The 16530-nt window shown below is 63.4% G+C and carries 19 protein-coding genes; 14 read left to right on the top strand and 5 right to left on the bottom strand.

Annotation, left to right across the window (positions count from 1 at the left end; all coding sequences use genetic code 11):
• Positions 1-7: 7 nt before the first annotated feature.
• The 7 genes from ACZLHH_RS07600 (at position 8) to ACZLHH_RS07570 (ending at position 6302) form a co-directional block, all read left to right on the top strand.
• Positions 8-772: a DsbA family protein gene (locus ACZLHH_RS07600; RefSeq protein WP_003116805.1), complete on the top strand. Its 765-nt coding sequence runs from the start codon at positions 8-10 to the stop codon at positions 770-772.
• A gap of 175 nt (positions 773-947) precedes the next feature.
• A complete protein-coding gene (locus tag ACZLHH_RS07595) occupies positions 948-1442 on the top strand; it encodes a JAB domain-containing protein (RefSeq protein ID WP_003116804.1) in 495 nt (164 codons plus the stop codon).
• Between the two features lie 163 nt (positions 1443-1605).
• A complete protein-coding gene (locus tag ACZLHH_RS07590) occupies positions 1606-2052 on the top strand; it encodes a TIGR03757 family integrating conjugative element protein (protein WP_003116803.1) in 447 nt (148 codons plus the stop codon).
• Between the two features lie 17 nt (positions 2053-2069).
• Complete coding sequence (locus tag ACZLHH_RS07585) at positions 2070-2999, top strand: TIGR03756 family integrating conjugative element protein (protein WP_176605585.1); 930 nt, start codon at positions 2070-2072, stop codon at positions 2997-2999.
• A 9-nt stretch (positions 3000-3008) separates the two neighbouring features.
• Positions 3009-4403 carry an integrating conjugative element protein gene (locus ACZLHH_RS07580; RefSeq protein WP_013391809.1) on the top strand — a complete coding sequence of 465 codons (1395 nt, stop codon included), beginning with the start codon at positions 3009-3011 and terminating at the stop codon, positions 4401-4403.
• Positions 4400-4771: a hypothetical protein gene (locus tag ACZLHH_RS07575; protein WP_013391810.1), complete on the top strand. Its 372-nt coding sequence runs from the start codon at positions 4400-4402 to the stop codon at positions 4769-4771. The genes ACZLHH_RS07580 and ACZLHH_RS07575 overlap by 4 nt, the downstream gene beginning before the upstream one ends.
• 13 nt (positions 4772-4784) lie before the next feature.
• Positions 4785-6302, top strand: coding sequence for a conjugal transfer protein TraG N-terminal domain-containing protein (locus ACZLHH_RS07570; RefSeq protein WP_016445101.1), 1518 nt, complete (start codon positions 4785-4787; stop codon positions 6300-6302).
• A 15-nt stretch (positions 6303-6317) separates the two neighbouring features.
• Here ACZLHH_RS07570 and ACZLHH_RS07565 read toward each other — a convergent pair whose 3' ends face one another.
• The 3 genes from ACZLHH_RS07565 to ACZLHH_RS07555 are packed head-to-tail and all read right to left on the bottom strand — an operon-like array spanning position 6318 to position 7497.
• Complete coding sequence (locus ACZLHH_RS07565; RefSeq protein WP_013391812.1) at positions 6318-6695, bottom strand: DUF3742 family protein; 378 nt, start codon at positions 6693-6695, stop codon at positions 6318-6320.
• Positions 6696-6721: 26 nt separating this feature from the next.
• On the bottom strand, positions 6722-7180 hold the full coding sequence (locus ACZLHH_RS07560) for a type II toxin-antitoxin system YhaV family toxin (protein WP_013391813.1): 459 nt from the start codon (positions 7178-7180) through the stop codon (positions 6722-6724).
• A complete protein-coding gene (locus ACZLHH_RS07555) occupies positions 7180-7497 on the bottom strand; it encodes a type II toxin-antitoxin system PrlF family antitoxin (protein ID WP_013391814.1) in 318 nt (105 codons plus the stop codon). Before ACZLHH_RS07555 ends, ACZLHH_RS07560 begins: the two co-directional genes overlap by 1 nt.
• Positions 7498-7796: 299 nt before the next feature.
• Here ACZLHH_RS07555 and mobH point away from each other — a divergent pair, with 299 nt between their 5' ends.
• The 3 genes from mobH to ACZLHH_RS07540 are packed head-to-tail and all read left to right on the top strand — an operon-like array spanning position 7797 to position 10186.
• Complete coding sequence (mobH, locus tag ACZLHH_RS07550; protein WP_016445100.1) at positions 7797-9674, top strand: MobH family relaxase; 1878 nt, start codon at positions 7797-7799, stop codon at positions 9672-9674.
• Positions 9671-9895: a hypothetical protein gene (locus ACZLHH_RS07545; protein ID WP_034012201.1), complete on the top strand. Its 225-nt coding sequence runs from the start codon at positions 9671-9673 to the stop codon at positions 9893-9895. The genes mobH and ACZLHH_RS07545 overlap by 4 nt, the downstream gene beginning before the upstream one ends.
• Positions 9896-9928: 33 nt before the next feature.
• Positions 9929-10186 (top strand): heavy-metal-associated domain-containing protein, encoded by a 258-nt coding sequence (locus tag ACZLHH_RS07540; protein ID WP_013391817.1) that lies wholly within the window; start codon positions 9929-9931, stop codon positions 10184-10186.
• Here ACZLHH_RS07540 and ACZLHH_RS07535 read toward each other — a convergent pair.
• Together ACZLHH_RS07535 and ACZLHH_RS07530 are read right to left on the bottom strand one after the other, a co-directional pair.
• A complete protein-coding gene (locus ACZLHH_RS07535; RefSeq protein ID WP_425483442.1) occupies positions 10146-11573 on the bottom strand; it encodes a heavy metal sensor histidine kinase in 1428 nt (475 codons plus the stop codon). The two genes, ACZLHH_RS07540 and ACZLHH_RS07535, sit on opposite strands and share 41 nt — an antisense overlap.
• Positions 11554-12246 (bottom strand): heavy metal response regulator transcription factor, encoded by a 693-nt coding sequence (locus tag ACZLHH_RS07530; RefSeq protein ID WP_003097513.1) that lies wholly within the window; start codon positions 12244-12246, stop codon positions 11554-11556. Before ACZLHH_RS07530 ends, ACZLHH_RS07535 begins: the two co-directional genes overlap by 20 nt.
• A gap of 253 nt (positions 12247-12499) precedes the next feature.
• Here ACZLHH_RS07530 and ACZLHH_RS07525 point away from each other — a divergent pair, with 253 nt between their 5' ends.
• The 4 genes from ACZLHH_RS07525 to ACZLHH_RS07510 are packed head-to-tail and all read left to right on the top strand — an operon-like array spanning position 12500 to position 16257.
• Positions 12500-14422, top strand: a complete 1923-nt coding sequence (locus tag ACZLHH_RS07525; RefSeq protein WP_016445098.1) for a copper resistance system multicopper oxidase — start codon at positions 12500-12502, stop codon at positions 14420-14422.
• A 25-nt stretch (positions 14423-14447) separates the two neighbouring features.
• Positions 14448-15428: a copper resistance protein B gene (locus ACZLHH_RS07520; RefSeq protein ID WP_016445097.1), complete on the top strand. Its 981-nt coding sequence runs from the start codon at positions 14448-14450 to the stop codon at positions 15426-15428.
• Positions 15429-15465: 37 nt separating this feature from the next.
• Positions 15466-15951 carry a DUF411 domain-containing protein gene (locus tag ACZLHH_RS07515; protein ID WP_013391822.1) on the top strand — a complete coding sequence of 162 codons (486 nt, stop codon included), beginning with the start codon at positions 15466-15468 and terminating at the stop codon, positions 15949-15951.
• 33 nt (positions 15952-15984) lie between these two features.
• The gene (locus tag ACZLHH_RS07510) at positions 15985-16257 is read left to right on the top strand and encodes a DUF2933 domain-containing protein (protein WP_016445096.1); all 273 of its coding nucleotides are present in this window, start codon (positions 15985-15987) and stop codon (positions 16255-16257) included.
• Positions 16258-16530 lie beyond the last annotated feature (273 nt).

The raw sequence follows: 16530 nt of genomic DNA, 5'->3' as shown, positions 1-16530 counted from the left end.
GAACGCCATGGAACACAAACATCCTTCCATCCCGATGCAGGTGCAGGCGTTCCGCCGTCGGCGCTGGGGGACCCGCTGGCCGTGGGCGTTGGCTGCAGTGCTGGTTGCACTGCTGCTGATCTGGCTCGTGTCCCGTTCGCCAGGCGGGTCCACACCTCAGACTTCGGCGCCAGTCAGCGAGACACAGGTGGCAGGGCCTCCGTGGCAGATGGGCAATCCGGAAGGTCGTTTCACACTGACGCTGTACGCGGACCTCGAATGCCCGTTCTGCCGGTCCTATTTCCCTGTGCTCAAACGTTGGGTGGCCGGCAATGCCGACGTGGCCTTGCAATGGCACCACCTGCCGTTGGCCGCACATGAACCGGCCGCTTCTGCCGAAGCGCGTCTGGCGGAATGCGCCGGCGAAGCCGGCGGGCATGCCACCTTCTGGCAAGCCGTCGAGTGGGTATATGCCCACACGCGCAGCGACGGCCAGGGCTTGCCCGAGGACCTGCGCTACCCCGACCTGACGCCAGCCATCGAGCAGTGCATCGCGAGCGAGCGGCCCGACGCGGCGATTCGTACCCAAACTGCGGAAGCCACGAACAGCGGCGTGACCGCCACGCCGTCGCTGCGGCTGCACGATCGCGAAAGCGGCAAGGCGATCCTGCTGCAGGGTCCGATCGAGGGCGATGCCTTGCTGTCAGCCATGGACATGCTCGCCGCCGGCGATCCCGCCACCACACCCACATCGGAAATGCCTGCCGACGTCGTCGGCGACATGCCCAGGTAGCCCCGGTCTTCAAGGCTACGGCGCAGTCCGCTGCGCTGACCGCAACCCGTTCGCCTCGCGTCCTGGCCGCGAACGATCACCGCTACCGCGGTGATGGATGCACCTTGTTCGTTCCCCAGGAGGGCTTGCCCTCCCAGGGCGCGCGCCCTCCGATCTCACCGTCTGGAGGTTCGCCATGTCTTTCGTCGTCAATGACTCCTACCTGGAGTCGCTTTCCGCCATCGCTACCCAACACGAGGACTGGATCATCCAGCAAGCCATCGTGCTGCTGGAGAGACGGATCTTCAAAGCTGGACCGTGCCTCAGCCGACCGGCCGCTGTGCGGGACTACCTGCGTCTGAAACTGGTCGCTGAGCCCAATGAGATATTCGCCGCTGTGTTCCTGGACAGCATGCACCAGGTGCTGGCCTACGAGCCGTTGTTCAGGGGCACGATCAACTCGACATCGGTCTATCCGCGTGTCGTCGCGCAGCGTGTGCTGGAGTTGAATGCCGCCGCGGTGGTCTTCAGCCACCAGCACCCCTCGGGCATCTCCGAACCGTCGAGCGCGGATCGCATGCTGACCCAGCAACTGCAGGTCGCGCTGGCGCTCATCGATGTGCGGGTACTGGACCACATCATCGTCGGCCAGGGTGCCCCGTTCTCCTTTGCGGAGTCCGGCCTGCTGTAAAGGTTGCACTGCTTCGTTGATCAGCGCGGAGGCTTCGGCCTCCGCTTTTTCTTCGCAGCGACGCAAGCAGGTATGCGGGGTGGCCGCGATGCGCATTGTTTGTTGGGGCCGCGTGGGGTTCGGCGTTTGACTATGGCCCTGATCAACTTCCGGGGCGCATGACATGCCAGCAGCTTTTACCCGGTTCGCACCAGGCTGGCGAACCCTTGGCCTGGCCGTGGCGCTGCCGGCATCTCTGGCCGTGTTCAGCCCGGCCACCTTCGCCGCCGACGTGGTGGTCGTCACCGACAGCCGCCACCCGGTCAAGACCGCCGGCGGCGAGCGGCTGATCGAGTTGGACGAAGCGCCCCGGATCGAGGCCGAGCTTTCCGCGGATCTGCCGGCCGACCCCGAGCGGGCAGCAGCCATCGTCCGGCAACGACTGAACCAAGGCGGCACCGATCTTCAGCGCCGCATCGGCACCGCCTACCAGGGCGTCGCCGATGCATGGAGCCTGGGCGTCGCCGCCATCCCGGCCGTCGTGGTAGATCAACGCTATGTGGTCTATGGCGAGCCGGACGTGGCCCGGGCGGTGTCCCGCATCGAGCAGTACCGGAGGACGCAGCCGTGACCCATCGCCCATTCGACTTGCTGCGCCGCCTGCGCGTCGCCGTGGCCTCGCTGCTGTTGGTCAGCGCCACCGGCAGCTACGCCCTGAACACCGCCACCATCGTGTCCTCCGTCATGTCGCCGGACTGCCTGGAATACCGGGTGGTGGGCATCTGCTACTGGCTCTACTGCACCTGGACGGGCTGCACGGTGCGCACGTCCACCAAGGTCCGGCACTACGTGCCCGATGCGGTCGTCTCCAGCTACAGCAACACCGGGGAGAACCCCTGGGTCGAAGTGCAGGCGATGAGCACGCCCAACCCATCCGCACAGGCAGGTGGGGATGGGACCACGAACGAAGACCACGAAAACAACCTCGCCAAATTCAAGAACAGCGATGTCATCGGCCATCCTGGCGGCGAGGTATTCAACCAGTTCGCATCGTCGTCGGGCTATTTCTGCCAAGGCGCGGGCACGGCCTTCATGCCGTATCTACTCAGCACGCTGGACACGCTGGCTTGGCGCTACAACGTGCCTGAAATGGCCTACCCGGAGGCGTTGATTCCGGGCATGCGCGAGGTCGGTGCGCGCACCACGATGAATCTCTGGGGCAACGTCTATCCGCGCGGCGGCTTCCTGCACCAGACCGACGACCAAAAATCCGGGGCTGTGGTGGCCCAGCGCGCGGGCGATGTCGTCACGCGCCGCGGGCAGATCCACGTGTACCAGCCGCTGCTTGCCAACGCCCGCGACGGCTACTGGCCGGCCGGCGAGCTGATGGAGGGTGATGCCTCTACGGGCAAGTGGCAGGAGCTGACGCCGCGCCTGTCCAACACCTGCGTGGTGTTCCCGCACAGCGGCACGCTGACCCAGGCCCAGCAAGGCGACTACGCCTGGGCGCTGTGGCGTCCCTATGCGTGCTGCGAACGCCGCGGTCAGGTGTTCCTGGGCAGCGTCGATTTCCTCTGAGGTGCCACGATGAAGCGTCCTGAACCGATGAACCTTTCCGCCAAGGCGTGCCGCCTGCTGCGCCCGACGGCGCTGGCCGGCACGCTCGCTCTGGTCTGCGGCATGGCGTGGGCGCAGGTCGGATACCAGAACAGCGGCCCCGTCCTCGGCGATGACGTCATGTACTCGATCGGCGGTGGCAGTGCGGTGTCCATGGGCCGCGCGGCCGGCATGCGTTCCATCGGGGTCGGCGTGGGGTGGAACAGCAACCTGATCTGCGGCGACATGAGCATCCAGACCACGCTGCGCAATCAGCTTAACGGCATCACGAACGGCTTTCAGCAGATCATGAGCAACGTGATCCAGAGCGCGACCAGCGCGGTTGCATCGCTGCCGGCGCTGATCATTCAGCGCGCCGATCCGGGCCTGTACAACCTGCTGACTAACGGCGTGCTGCAGGCGCGGCTGGACTTCGACCGCTCCAAGCTGACGTGCCGCGCCATGGCGGAGAAGATGGCCGAGACGGCGGGTGGCCAGCTTGGCTGGAGCCAGATGGCCGAAGGCATGGCCCTGCGTGACGCGGTTGGCAGCAACGATGCCGTATCGGCCGTCGAGCAGGCCGAGACGCGCCGCGGCAACGACGGCGTGCCCTGGGTGGGCGGCAGCAATGCCGGTGGCGCGGGCCAGTCCGCCATCCGGGTGGTCGGCGACGTCACCCGCGCGGGCTACAACCTGGTCAACGGTCGCGGCGTGACGGACACCTCCTCCATCGCGTCCACCAGTTGCGCGAGCCTGTCCTGCCAGACCTGGACGTCGCCGCAGCAGGCGACCGAATGGGCCACGCGCGCCCTCGGAGAGCAGGTGCAGCGCACGTGCGACTCCTGCACTAAGACCGAGACGGTGCCCGGCGTCGGGCTGACGCCGCTGATCCAGGAGGAGTACGAAGCCAAGCTGGAGGTCTTGCAGGAGCTGGTTTCCGGCACGCGTAATACCACCTTCGAGAACTTGCGCGAGGCCGGCAGCACGTCGCTGCCGATCACCCGCGGCGTGATCGAGGCGCTGCGCGACGAGCCGGACCAGGACCTGCTGGCGCGGCGCCTCGCGTCCGAAGTGGCGCTGTCATCGGTGCTGGAGAAGGCGCTCCTGCTCCAACGCACGCTGCTCACGGGCAAGAAGGAGCCCAACGTCGCAGCCAACGAACTTGCGGTGCAGGCCGTGAACCATGAGAGCGACACGCTCGACCGGGAGATCCGCAACCTGAAGACGGAATTGGAGCTGCGGCGCGAACTGGCGAACAACTCGCCGATGGCCATCATCCAGCGCCACGGCACGCGGGCGGCCGGCTCGCGCGGCATCTACGAGGGCGATCCGGTACCCGACCGCCTTGACCAGTTGCAGAAGGGCAATCCCGGAGCCAGGCCATGAACGCGGAGCGCATGGCCTGGCGCCCCTTGCGCTGGCTCTTCAGCCGGCGCGCGGCGACGGCGCTGCTGTGGGCGGTGGTGCTCGTCGCCGCTGCGGTGGGTGCCAACATCGCCGGCATCTACCTGGTCGGCAGCGTGGCCGGATGGGAGCGGTGGCTCGCGGCCGCATCGGGCTACTTCTTCGTGTGGCGGCTGTGTCTGTACGGGGCCACGGTTTACGGGTGGCTCTGGATGCGCCGCCGGCTGCTGGCGCGCGAAGACCAGGACGGGGCAGATGGGCAGGCACGGCGCCGCCTGATGCGCAGCGAGATCGCGGGCGTCGTCGCCATCGTCGTGCTGGAAGCCAGCTTGTTGATGCAGGCCGCTTGAGGGGATCGAGGCCATGACGCTTTTCACGACCGACTACCTGGAGTACTACCTCACACTCGTTTCCTGGATCGTCAACAACGGCATCTGGGCGGCCCTCGTATCCAGCGGGGTATTCGCGCTGCCTTTCGTCGCCATCGTCGTGCAGGAGTGGTTGAAAGCTCGTGCTGAAGGCGCCGACGAGGGCAATAAAGGCGTGCTGAGCGCCGCCCGCATCGAGAACCGGGTCTTCGTCGCCATCGTGGTGGTGATGTTCGCCGGCATTCCGTTCATCGACGTGGACCTAAACACCATCCAGTACGACAGCTCGCGCTCGGCCCAGTGCCAGGTCAGCGTGGCGCAGCCCGCGGATACCGGCTGGTCGCAGTCCTTCAGCACCATCAACAACCAGTCGGCGAAGGTGCCGGTGTGGTGGGCGTTCATGCACGCGCTCTCGCGCGCCGTCACGGGCGCTTCGGTGGCGGCAATCCCGTGCGGCACGGACCTGCGGCAGATGCGCATGGAGATCGACGCCACGCGCATCGATGATCCGGTGCTGGCTCAGGAAGTAGCGGATTTCTCTCGGGATTGCTATGGGCCTGCACGGGCCAAATTGTTCATGCAGCGCCCTCAACTTGATGAGCAGCAGATGCACGACGTGACCTGGATCGGATCGCGGTTCTTCACCGACACGAACGGGTACTACGACACGTATCGCTCCAGCACGCCGCGCGATGACTGGCCCTATGACAGCAACCGCGACGCTGGGCTGGCCCAGGTATCCAGTGGCGGTGGCTACCCGACCTGCAGGCAATGGTGGGCTGATGGCAGCAATGGCCTGCGGGCACGGCTGCTGGGACAGGTGGACCCGAGCCTGCTCAATCGCCTGGCGGGCTGGGCTGGCTTCCTGAGCCGGGCCGAGGTGGACAATTCGGTGATCCGCGCGATCGCGTCACCGCGGCAGCAGAAGCTGAACCAAGGCAGCGTCTATACCGACTACGGCGGCCAGATCGACAAGACCTTGCCAAACATCGTGACGCGGGCTACGGGAGACGTTGGAATGGCAGTTGGCGCGATTGCCTCGTTTCCCGCGATGGACGTCGTGCGGCAGGCGCTGCCGATGGTGCTCGCCTTGCTCAAGATGGCATTGGTAATCTGCATCCCGCTCGTGCTGGTCGTGGGCACCTATGACTTGAAGACGGTCGTCACGGTCAGCGTCGTGCAGTTCGCGCTGTTCTTCACGGATTTCTGGTTTCAGCTTGCGCGCTGGATCGATTCGACGATCCTGGACGCACTTTATGGCTGGGGGTTCGGCTGGAACCGGCCGCACACCAACTTCGACCCGCTGGTGGGGCTGAACAACGCCTTCGGCGACATGCTCCTGATGTTCGTCACAGGCACGATGTTTCTGGTCCTGCCGACGTTTTGGGTCGCTGCTTTGGGGTGGGTCGGAGTTAAGGCTGGGGTGATTGCTCAGAACCTTGCTGTCGGCTCCAAGGAAACGCGTGATAGCGCCGGGTCAGGTGTAAACAAGGTAGCCGGCAAGGTTCTGTGACAAACAGGCCAAACCTCAGTCATCGAACGGATCGTTCGGGTCGTGAGGGTCGAGCCGCTGGCCATTGGAAGAATACAGGCCAAAGCCCGCCTCGCCATTGCGCAATTCATCCTGTTGCGTCCAGCGGTCTTCATCTCTAGCCGAATTGCCAGCCATCCATACCGCCGCAACGCCCAGCAGTAGCAACACCGCCAGCCAGAAGGTGGTGTACAGCAGCACCCCGAGCGCAACCAGCTTGACCACCCACACGAGCGCGGTGGCACCGGCCGCCGCCCCCCCCTTTGACACCAACCAGCTCGATGCCCGGCGTTCGCCGCGCACGTAGGCACGCCATCCGCGACCCAAGGTGCGGCCGAGTCGTTCTGCGGTACGGATGCGTGTCGTGGTGTTCATGGTCGTCTCCTGCTATTGAGCGATGCCTATTCCAGTTTGCTCCAATCCTGCTTGCTTGCCTGTATCAGCGCATGCCAGTCGTCTGGTGGGTTCCCGCGCCCGAGCATCTTCTCGAACACGACATACGGGTCCGATTTGCTACCCGAAGACCGCAGGGTCTGTTCATCGTTGACCCAGGCGTACACGATGACCTTCGCCTTCGAGTCATACCGGAAGAACAGCCGGAACCGCCGTCCGATCTTGGCCCTTCGCCAGTGGCGGTGGGCAGGTCCCAAGGTGTTGCCCTGGCGGTACTCGTCGCGTGCCGGATCGCCTGGCACCACATCCAAGATCAACTGGCTCAAGGCCCGGAAGAGCTTGACGTTGGCATTGGACTCGAAGCCCGTCGGGTCGTTCTCCTGCGCGCGCCTCGCGGTCGCATGCAGTTTCTGCAACTGCTCGATCACGCAGTCGTGGAAGAGCAGCGTCCAGCCATGCCGTTGCATCAGAGTTCCACTTTCCCGTCGATCTCCTCGTCCAGGTCCAGACCGTGGCCAGCATGCTCCAGCATGGCGCGGGCCAGATCCTCGGGCAGGCCCTGGACGTTCCGGCCAGCTTCGATGTCGCGGGCCAGCAGGCTCAGGAATGCGCCGATGGCGGGGTCCTCATGCTCGGCATCGACGCGGGTGACGACGACTTCGCTGCCCCGCAGATCGAACGCGAGCTTGCCACCGGCATCGACGCCGAGCGCCTGCCGGATGGGCTTGGGCAGCGTGATCTGGCCTTTGGAGGTCAGCGTGGCAACTTCGTGGATGGCAGGCATGGCGGCTCTCCTGATTGCGATACCCGCATGGTAAGGAAATTTCCTTACTTTGTCAACGTGAAGCCTCACGGCGTTCTCCGAGTCCAAGAATCGGCCCATCGTAGGGCGTGAACAGCCAGCCTTCCTGCATCAATCCGGCCCTGCTGCAACCCGCATTGGCGGTGGACGGTCAGCACCCGTCGCCCTATACCCAAAGGCTGTAAAGGGTCGAAATGGCAAGGGAATGGGGTGCAAGGGGAAAGGCTCTATCCCGAAAAGGCAAAAAGGCCTCCCCGCTCGGCCCGCGACAGGACACCCGCATGCTCTCTCTGTTCCAGCGAAAACGGCCCGCGGTTGCTGCTGCTCCGACGCCACCATCGGTCACCGACCTCCCGAAAGGGTTGATGCGGCCCGAGTCGGCCGCATCGCTGCTGGCCACCCCGCGCCGGCAGAAGCTGCTGGAGCACATCTGGCAGCGCACGTCGCTCTCACGTAAGCAGTTCGCCACCTTGTACCGGGCGCCACTGGAACGCTACGCCGAGCTGGTCCAGGCTTTCCCGGCTTCCGAGGCGCATCATCACGCTTACCCCGGCGGCATGCTGGACCATGGCCTGGAAATCGTCGCCTACAGTCTGAAGCTGCGGCAGTCCCATCTGCTTCCCATCGGCGCAAGCCCCGAGGACCAGGCTGCGCAGGCTGAGGCCTGGACTGCTGCAGTCGCCTATGCCGCGTTGTTGCACGACATCGGCAAGATCGCCGTCGATCTGCACGTCGAACTGGCCGATGGCTCGCTGTGGCACCCGTGGTACGGTCCGCTGCACCAGCCGTACCGCTTCCGCTACCGCGACGATCGCGAATACCACCTGCACAGCGCGGCGACGGGCTTGCTCTACCGCCAACTGTTGGATACCCAACTCCTGGACTGGCTCAGTGGCTATCCCGACCTGTGGGGACCGCTGCTCTACGTCCTGGCCGGCCAGTACGAGCACGCCGGTGTGCTGGGCGAACTGGTCGTGCAGGCCGACCGCGCTTCCGTGGCCCAGGAACTGGGCGGCGATCCGGCGCGCGCCATGGCCGCTCCCAAGCACGCGCTGCAACGCAAGCTGCTCGACGGGCTGCGCTACCTGCTCAAGGAACAGTTGAAGCTGAACCAGCCGGAAGCCTCCGATGGCTGGCTCACCGAGGACGCGCTGTGGCTGGTGAGCAAGACGGTATCGGACAAACTGCGTGCGCACCTGCTGTCCCAAGGCGTTGACGGCATTCCTGCGAACAACACCGCGGTGTTCAACGTCCTCCAGGATCACGGCATGTTGCAGCCGACGCCCGACGGCAAGGCGATCTGGCGCGCGACCGTGACCAGTTCCACCGGCTGGTGTCACTCGTTCACGCTGTTGCGCCTCGGGCCCGCGCTGATCTGGGAGCCAAGCGAGAGGCCGGCGCTGTTCGCCGGCACAGTGGCGATCGACGCGGCGGCCACGGACAAAGGGCCCGATGTGTCAGCCACTACTCCGCCGGCCGGAGCGCAGTCAGCCTCGGAGGGCCAAGAGGTTCCGCCATGGGAGGGAGGTAACCCCTCTCGTCCAGCGAAAGGTGAACCGCTGCCCGACGCCATGGAAGACATGCTTTCGATGGTGGGCATGGTGAATTCACCCGCAACCCGGCAGGACGCTGAAGCACCTTCGGAGCCGGTGTCTGCCGCGCGTACTGAAGCGACGACCTTGACCGCACCTCAGCGTTCGTCCCCAGCGCCCAAGCCCACGACAGCGCCATCCGGAGAGCACTTCATGGCGTGGCTGAAACAAGGCATCGCTTCCCGCCGGCTCATCATCAACGACGCGAAAGCGCTCGTGCATACCGCGAGCGGCACCGCCTACCTGGTCAGCCCCGGCGTATTCCAGCGCTATGCGCAGGAGCATCCGCAAGTCAGCGCGCTGGCCAAGCAGGAGAGCCAGCAAGACTGGCAGTGGATACAAAAGCGCTTCGAGAGGCTGCAGCTGCATCGCAAGCAACCGAACGGCCTGAACATCTGGACCTGTGAAGTAACCGGGCCTAGAAAATCCCGCCGTCTGCATGGATACCTTCTGGAAGATCCGAGCCTGCTTTTCTCGGAAACGCCTCCGAGCAATCCCTATCTATCCCTGTTGGGTGAGACCAGACACTGCGAACAGACTTCAGGAAAGCAAGGGGCGTCAACATGACCTCCTCAATTTCGCCGGGGCAGTCTATTGCCGCCAAAGCGCACCTTTATTCAGACAGAGCCAAAGGCCCGATGAGCGCAGCGATGATGGAACAAGGCAGCGCCTCTCCCGTCTCTGGGCTGCACTACGCCGGCAAGAAGCATAAGGTCATCGCTCCCGACCGGGAGATTGTCTTCGAGTTCTCGCAGGACTGTCTGGACTCGGGCCGATTCGCTCCTTGACACCACAAATACAGCTAACAGGAAAGAGCATTCATGAAGTCGATCAACGTTGAAGTCGGAGGGCTTGTATCGAGCCTGAGCGGTGAGGGAGTGCGCCGCAAGCTGCTGTATCTTCACGGCGTCCATAATGCGGATGCCAACTATGTTGCGGGAAGCGCAACGATTCATCTCGACGAGCGATGCCTCAGGGTCAAGGATCTGCGCCATTGCATCTCCGAATGCGGCTATCCGGCACCGAAGCTCACCCGGACTACTGCCGCAGATGGGGCAGTGCCAAGTCAAATCTTGTGACAAGCTCGCTGGAGGTCACGGCAACAGAACCACCATGCGCCTCCGCAATCGATTTCACGATGGCAAGGCCAAGACCGGCGCCCGCCGTATTTCGTTGCCGTGCCGGATCAACTCGGTAGAATCGATTGAAGAGCTTTGGTAGATCGGGCTCAGGAATTTTCTCACCGGGATTGACCACACTGATCGTTGTCCACTGCTCATCCTGCGAGAGCAAGACCGTGATGCTCTTCCCGCGAGGAGTGTGTCGAATTGCGTTCGAGAGAAGATTGTTCAGCGCCCGGGTGAGCATTTCCCGATCCGCCGCTATGCTGCCGATCGCCCCTTTAACGCCAAGCGTAATGCCGCTATCTTCTGCCAGCGCCTCGAAATAGTCGAACAGACTCCGCACCAATTCGGACAGATCAATTGTAGACAAGCGCAAGTTGCGGGGATCATTTTCCGTTTGGGCAAGAAACAGCATGTCTCCAATCATGCGTCCCATCCGATCAAACTCTTCCAAATTTGAATAGAGGATTTCTCTGTATTCCTCGTTGCTGCGCGGCTGGCCAAGCGCTACGTGAGTCTGCGTGACCAGGTTGGTGACGGGCGTGCGCAACTCGTGCGCTATGTCTGCGGAAAAGTGTGATAGCCGGGTGAAGCCTTCCTCGATTCTCGCCAACATATCGTTGAAGGCAAATACCAGTTCCGCCAGTTCGATCGGCACATCCCGAGGATCCAACCTCACATCCAGCTTTGAAGAGCGAATCGCCCGAATCTCTTCATTGACCTTGCGAATCGGCAGATGGCCCCACTGCACCGCCAGCCAAGCCACACCGAGCGCCAGACACATGACCAAGCCGGTTGCCCACCAAAGCATGCGCTTGAACTCCGCCAGGAAGTCGAGATGAAAGCCGATGTCCATGGCGGCGACGATGCGGTAGCCGGACGCCGCTGAATCGTCAGCAGGCAGTTGTACCACCACACCTCGATATGACCTCTGATCCTCGTGCCACACGATCAAATCGTCAGCGGTGATGCGGTTCACCAACTTTTTGTTACTGTCAAGTTTCGACAGGTCAGGACCGGGCGTGGCATAGATGCTATTGCCAGACCCATCGTAGACGCCGTACGTCATCCCATGATGTCCTGCGACTGCGTTGGCCAAGTGTTGCTTCAGTTCGTCGCTTGCGATGTCACTTGCAAGCTGGTGCAAGGGCTGAGCCAAAGCGGCTGTCACTGCCTCCAGTTCGTGGGCATCCTGTTGAGCAAAGTGGTGCTCCAACGACCGGAGAATGACCCAGTTGAACACAAGAAACACCAAGGTCGTGGCGATACCAACCAGGGCCGTGACCCTCAATGCAAGCGACGCTGGACGGCTTTGCCGCGGCTTATGGCGCAGGGGCATCATCGGGCGCATCGAGCGTGTATCCCATTCCACGCACGGTGTGGATGAGCTTCGGATTGAACGCATCGTCTATCTTCGCGCGTAGGCGGCGGATGGCTACATCGATGACGTTGCTGTCGCTGTCGAAATTCATGTCCCATACCTGCGACGCGATCAGAGAACGTGGAAGGACTTCCCCCTGGCGACGGGCCAGGAGCTCAAGCAACGCGAACTCCTTGCTGGTGAGATTGATGCGTTGGCCAGCGCGCGTTGCACGTCGGCGCGCCAAGTCCAGTACCAAATCGGCAACCTGGATGCGATCAGGCTGGCTCGGAGCGCTTCCGCGTCGCAGCAGCGTCCGCACCCGCGCCAGCAACTCAGAGAAGGCGAATGGCTTGACGAGGTAGTCGTCCGCTCCCAGTTCCAATCCCTTGACACGGTCGTCCACACCGCCACGCGCCGTCAGAAAGAGTACAGGGACCTGTTTACCGGCATCTCGAAGGGCACGCACGATGCGCCAGCCATCGACATCCGGCAGCATGACATCCAAGACCACCAGATCGTATGTCTCGCCCATGGCCAGGTGGTGTCCGTCCAATCCGTTGCGCGCCAGATCCACTACGAATCCCGCCTCCATGAGACCTTGGCGGACGTAATCCGCCGTCTTGTTCTCGTCTTCAACGACCAGCAGTTTCATCGCATGTCCCATGAAATCGCTGCGGCGCAGAAAAATAGCCGCTCACGATGTACGCATTCATCCACTTCAATCAGCAATTTACTGGTTGCCAGCTTCCACGAACATGACACGAACATTACATGAATGTAATTCAAGGGTCATTCGGTGGAAAGTGCCCAACCCATAGCATGACCTGCATTGCGTCGAACTGTGCCGCTCAGGATGGGGTGGCGTTTAGAACGACTTCCGAGTCATCTATGGAGGATTTCAGGCCATGCCGCCTCGTTCACCCTTTTTTATCGTGCCCCCACAGGGCCTTTCTCGTCGGCGTTTCGTCCAAGGGTTAGCCGCCGGCGGCGTTCTCGCTGGGCTGTCCACGCCGGCGTTCAAGGCATTTGCCCAGCAAGGCTCCGCGACGCGCGGTGCCGCCCCTGTGCTAAAAGGCACCGAGTTCGACTTGGTGATCGCCGAATCGCCCGTGAACTTCACGGGCAAGCCAGGCGTGGCTACGACCATCAACGGCTCGCTGCCGGCACCGACATTGCGTTGGCGCGAGGGTGACACCGTCACAATCCGTGTGACCAACAAGCTGCGTGAAGCCACATCCATCCACTGGCACGGGATCATCCTGCCGTATCAGATGGATGGCGTGCCGGGCATTAGCTTCAAAGGCATCGCTCCCGGCGAGACCTTCACGTACCGCTTCAAGGTTCAGCAAAGCGGCTCCTACTGGTACCACTCGCACTCCGGCTTCCAGGAACTCACGGGCATGTACGGGGCGATCATCATCGACCCCGCTGGCGCCGAGACCATCCGCGCCGACCGTGACCACGTGCTGCTGTTCTCGGATTGGACCGACGAAGACCCGATGCGGGTGTTCACCAAGCTCAAGTCCCAAAGCGACTACTACAACTACAACCAACCTACCGTCTTCGACTTCTTCCGGGACGCCTCGCGCGACGGCATGGCCGCTGCGATCGACAAGCGCAAGATGTGGAACGAGATGCGGATGAATCCGACGGATCTCGCCGATCTGTCCGCCGCCACGCTGACCTATCTGGCCAACGGCGTCACCCCCGCCGGCAATTGGACGGCGTTGTTCCGACCGGGGGAGCGCGTGCGGCTGCGCATGGTCAACGGTGCGGGCAACACCTTCTACGACGTACGCATTCCCGGACTGAAACTCACGGTGGTGCACGTCGATGGTGTTGACGTGGAGCCGGTGACGGTCGATGAGTTCCGATTCGGTCCGGGCGAAACCGTCGATGTGATCGTCCAGCCACGGGATGACGCTTACACGATCTTCGCCCAGGCGATGGACCGGACAGGCTACGCGCGTGCCACGCTGGCCGTGCGTGAAGGTCTTCAAGCTCCCGTGCCTGCCCTCGATCCGGTCGAATGGCTGACCATGAACGACATGATGGGCGGCATGATGGGGGGCATGGACCATGGCGGGTCCGGCCAGGCCATGGAGATGACCGGGATGACGGGCATGACGGGCATGACGGGCATGACGGGCATGACCGGGATGACCGGGATGACCGGGATGACCGGGATGGGCTCGGGTTCGATGTCCGGGATGGATCATGGGGCGATGGCTGGCATGAACCACGGTGGCATGGCGATGGATCACAGCCAACACGCCGCGGCTGCGGGGGGACTGGCCGTGCCCAGCACTACTGCCCGCCACGCTCGCACCGAGTATGGTGCCAGCACGGACATGCGCGTTGACATGGCGCGCACCAACCTCGATGACCCCGGCATTGGACTGCGCAACAACGGTCGGCGCGTGTTGACCCTCGCGGATCTGCATACCCCGTCGGGGCCGCTGGACAAGAGAGGCCCTGGCCGGGAGGTCGAATTGCACCTCACGGGCAACATGGAACGCTACGCATGGTCCCTGGACGGGCTGGAGTTCGGAAAGTCCACGCCGGTGCACTTCAAACACGGCGAGCGGCTGCGGGTCATTCTGCACAACGACACCATGATGACCCATCCCATGCACCTGCACGGCATGTGGAGCGAGCTGGAAAGCCCCGACGGTCGCTTCCTTGCGCGCCGCCACACCCTGCCGGTGCAGCCGGCACAACGCATCAGCTTCCTGGTGACAGCCGACGCGCTCGGCCGCTGGGCGTGGCACTGCCACCTGATGTTCCACATGGATGCCGGCATGTTCCGCGAAGTCGTGGTGTCTTGAACCCAGCGCACAAGGAAGACCAAGAATGTCCAAAGCACTCCCCACTCGCGCACTGGCCACGACGCTACTGGCCCTGGTAAGCGTCGCCGCACAGGCACAAGCACAGAACGACCATGCTGCGCACGGCCAGGCCGACTCTCAAACGGCCGCGCTATCCACTCAGACCGTGGCTCCTGCCGCCGACCCGCACGCGGGTCACGCGGCGTCGGCGAGCGGCTCGACCGCGGCCCCGGCCATGGATCACGGCAACATGCAGATGCAGGGCGGGTCGGCGCCTCCTGACGCCCGCGATCCGCATGGCTACTCCAATGGCCTGACATTGGGATCGGGCGACTACGCCGTACCCGGTGTGCCGCGGCTGATGCTGGCCGACGAACACAGGTTCTTCTCGTTGCGCGGCGAAACCCTGGAACGCCGCTTCACGCGCAAAGGGGACGATTCCACGGCCTACGACCTCCAGGCGTGGTATGGGACGACCTACAACAAGGCCGTCGTGAAGGCCGAAGGCGATATCGCCAAAGGAAAGCTCGAAGAATCGCGTACCGAGCTTCTCTGGGGGCACGCCGTCGCACCGTACTGGGACACCCAGCTCGGCATTCGGGTGGATAACGGCGAAGGCCCGAGCCGTCAATGGTTGGCTTTCGGCATCCAGGGCCTCGCCCCCTACTGGTTCGAGCTGGAGGCGACGGGCTACGTGGGAAGTGGCGGACGTACGGCGCTGCGTGTCGAAGGCAGCTACGAGCTGCTGCTGACCCAGCGACTGATTCTGGAGCCTCGCGCCGAGTTGCAGTTCTATGGCAAGGACGACCCGGAACGCGGTATCGGCAAGGGCTTGGCCGAAGCGTCTGCTGGCTTGCGCCTGCGCTATGAATTCAGTCGCCAGTTCGCCCCCTATATCGGCGTGGAACGGGCGGGCAGCTTCGGACGCACCGCGGACTATGTGCGTGCCGAAGGCGGCCGCGCGCAGCAGACGCGCTGGGTGGCTGGCGTGCGATTCTGGTTCTAGAACCTAGCGGGTTTGATCATCTGATGAGAGGCAATCTATGAACATGCACTACGACAGAAGCCAGGGCAAAGTGCCGAGACGCCAGGCATTGATCGCTGGCTTGTTGGTGATGGCACTCGCAGGACCGAGCCTGGCGCAGAGCCGACCGATTGCCAAGGTCTGGAAGGACCCGAGCTGCGGATGCTGCAAGGACTGGGTCTCACACCTGCAAGGCGCAGGCTTCGATGTGCAGGTTCTCGACACCGGGAACACGGCAGCGCGCACGCGGCTGGGCATCCCGCAGAAGTACGGTTCGTGCCACACGGCGCAGATCGGCAGCTATGCCATCGAGGGTCATGTGCCTGCCTCGGACATTCAACGCTTGCTGCGCGAAGCCCCGCAGGCCATCGGCCTTGCGGCGCCCGGCATGCCGGTCGGTTCGCCCGGCATGGATGGTCCGGCCTATGGTGGACGCAAGGACGCCTACGACGTGCTGCTGATCGGGAAAAACGGTAGCAGCACGGTCTATCAGTCGCATCGCTGACCATCCATCAACCCTTCTCCGTGGAGATATGCCATGCAGCATCAGCACACACATACCCCCAGCGATCGTCCCCGGTTCTGGCGATCGCGCTACGGCGTGGCGTTCCTCATCATCGCCGCTGTCGCCGCGTATTTCCTGCTCAAGGAGCACACGGCACATGTTGCCGGCTATCTCCCCTTCCTGCTGCTGGCGGCTTGTCCGCTGATGCACCTGTTCATGCACTGTGGTCACGGCCACGGCGGACACGATCATGCCGCGCGTCAGGGTGAGGAAGGTGCCGCAGCCTCCAAGGAGCAGAAGCAATGAGTCGAGGCACTCGCACCGTGCGAGCACGCGACGCCGCGCTTGTCTCCTTGCGCGCGTGCGGCCTGCTGCGATCACCAGACACCAACGGTTAACGGCGGAGGGCACTTGTCACTATGAATTCACCCAGCAAGTCTTCAGGACATGAGCACGCAGGCATGGCGGCGGGTGCCACAACGTCCGGCACGCATACCCACCACCATCACGCCAGCCATGCTGGAAGTGACGATGCGGGCGGGCCCTCAAGCCACTCGCAGCCCGATGCCTCGACACGAG

The organism is Stenotrophomonas sp. 28608_Sma (assembly GCF_056486185.1).
The sequence above is the reverse complement of the archived record's forward strand: the minus strand, read 5'-3'. Positions and strand labels throughout refer to the sequence as shown.

Coding starts and splice junctions, on each gene's coding strand:
- ACZLHH_RS07595 (WP_003116804.1), top strand. CDS start 948: ATGTCTTTCGTCGTCAATGACTCCTACCTGGAGTCGCTTTCCGCCATC.
- ACZLHH_RS07515 (WP_013391822.1), top strand. CDS start 15,466: ATGAACATGCACTACGACAGAAGCCAGGGCAAAGTGCCGAGACGCCAG.
- ACZLHH_RS07520 (WP_016445097.1), top strand. CDS start 14,448: ATGTCCAAAGCACTCCCCACTCGCGCACTGGCCACGACGCTACTGGCC.
- ACZLHH_RS07580 (WP_013391809.1), top strand. CDS start 3,009: ATGAAGCGTCCTGAACCGATGAACCTTTCCGCCAAGGCGTGCCGCCTG.
- ACZLHH_RS07555 (WP_013391814.1), bottom strand. CDS start 7,497: ATGCCTGCCATCCACGAAGTTGCCACGCTGACCTCCAAAGGCCAGATC.
- ACZLHH_RS07565 (WP_013391812.1), bottom strand. CDS start 6,695: ATGAACACCACGACACGCATCCGTACCGCAGAACGACTCGGCCGCACC.
- ACZLHH_RS07590 (WP_003116803.1), top strand. CDS start 1,606: ATGCCAGCAGCTTTTACCCGGTTCGCACCAGGCTGGCGAACCCTTGGC.
- mobH (WP_016445100.1), top strand. CDS start 7,797: ATGCTCTCTCTGTTCCAGCGAAAACGGCCCGCGGTTGCTGCTGCTCCG.
- ACZLHH_RS07535 (WP_425483442.1), bottom strand. CDS start 11,573: ATGATGCCCCTGCGCCATAAGCCGCGGCAAAGCCGTCCAGCGTCGCTT.
- ACZLHH_RS07510 (WP_016445096.1), top strand. CDS start 15,985: ATGCAGCATCAGCACACACATACCCCCAGCGATCGTCCCCGGTTCTGG.
- ACZLHH_RS07530 (WP_003097513.1), bottom strand. CDS start 12,246: ATGAAACTGCTGGTCGTTGAAGACGAGAACAAGACGGCGGATTACGTC.
- ACZLHH_RS07575 (WP_013391810.1), top strand. CDS start 4,400: ATGAACGCGGAGCGCATGGCCTGGCGCCCCTTGCGCTGGCTCTTCAGC.
- ACZLHH_RS07570 (WP_016445101.1), top strand. CDS start 4,785: ATGACGCTTTTCACGACCGACTACCTGGAGTACTACCTCACACTCGTT.
- ACZLHH_RS07525 (WP_016445098.1), top strand. CDS start 12,500: ATGCCGCCTCGTTCACCCTTTTTTATCGTGCCCCCACAGGGCCTTTCT.
- ACZLHH_RS07545 (WP_034012201.1), top strand. CDS start 9,671: ATGACCTCCTCAATTTCGCCGGGGCAGTCTATTGCCGCCAAAGCGCAC.
- ACZLHH_RS07560 (WP_013391813.1), bottom strand. CDS start 7,180: ATGCAACGGCATGGCTGGACGCTGCTCTTCCACGACTGCGTGATCGAG.
- ACZLHH_RS07540 (WP_013391817.1), top strand. CDS start 9,929: ATGAAGTCGATCAACGTTGAAGTCGGAGGGCTTGTATCGAGCCTGAGC.
- ACZLHH_RS07600 (WP_003116805.1), top strand. CDS start 8: ATGGAACACAAACATCCTTCCATCCCGATGCAGGTGCAGGCGTTCCGC.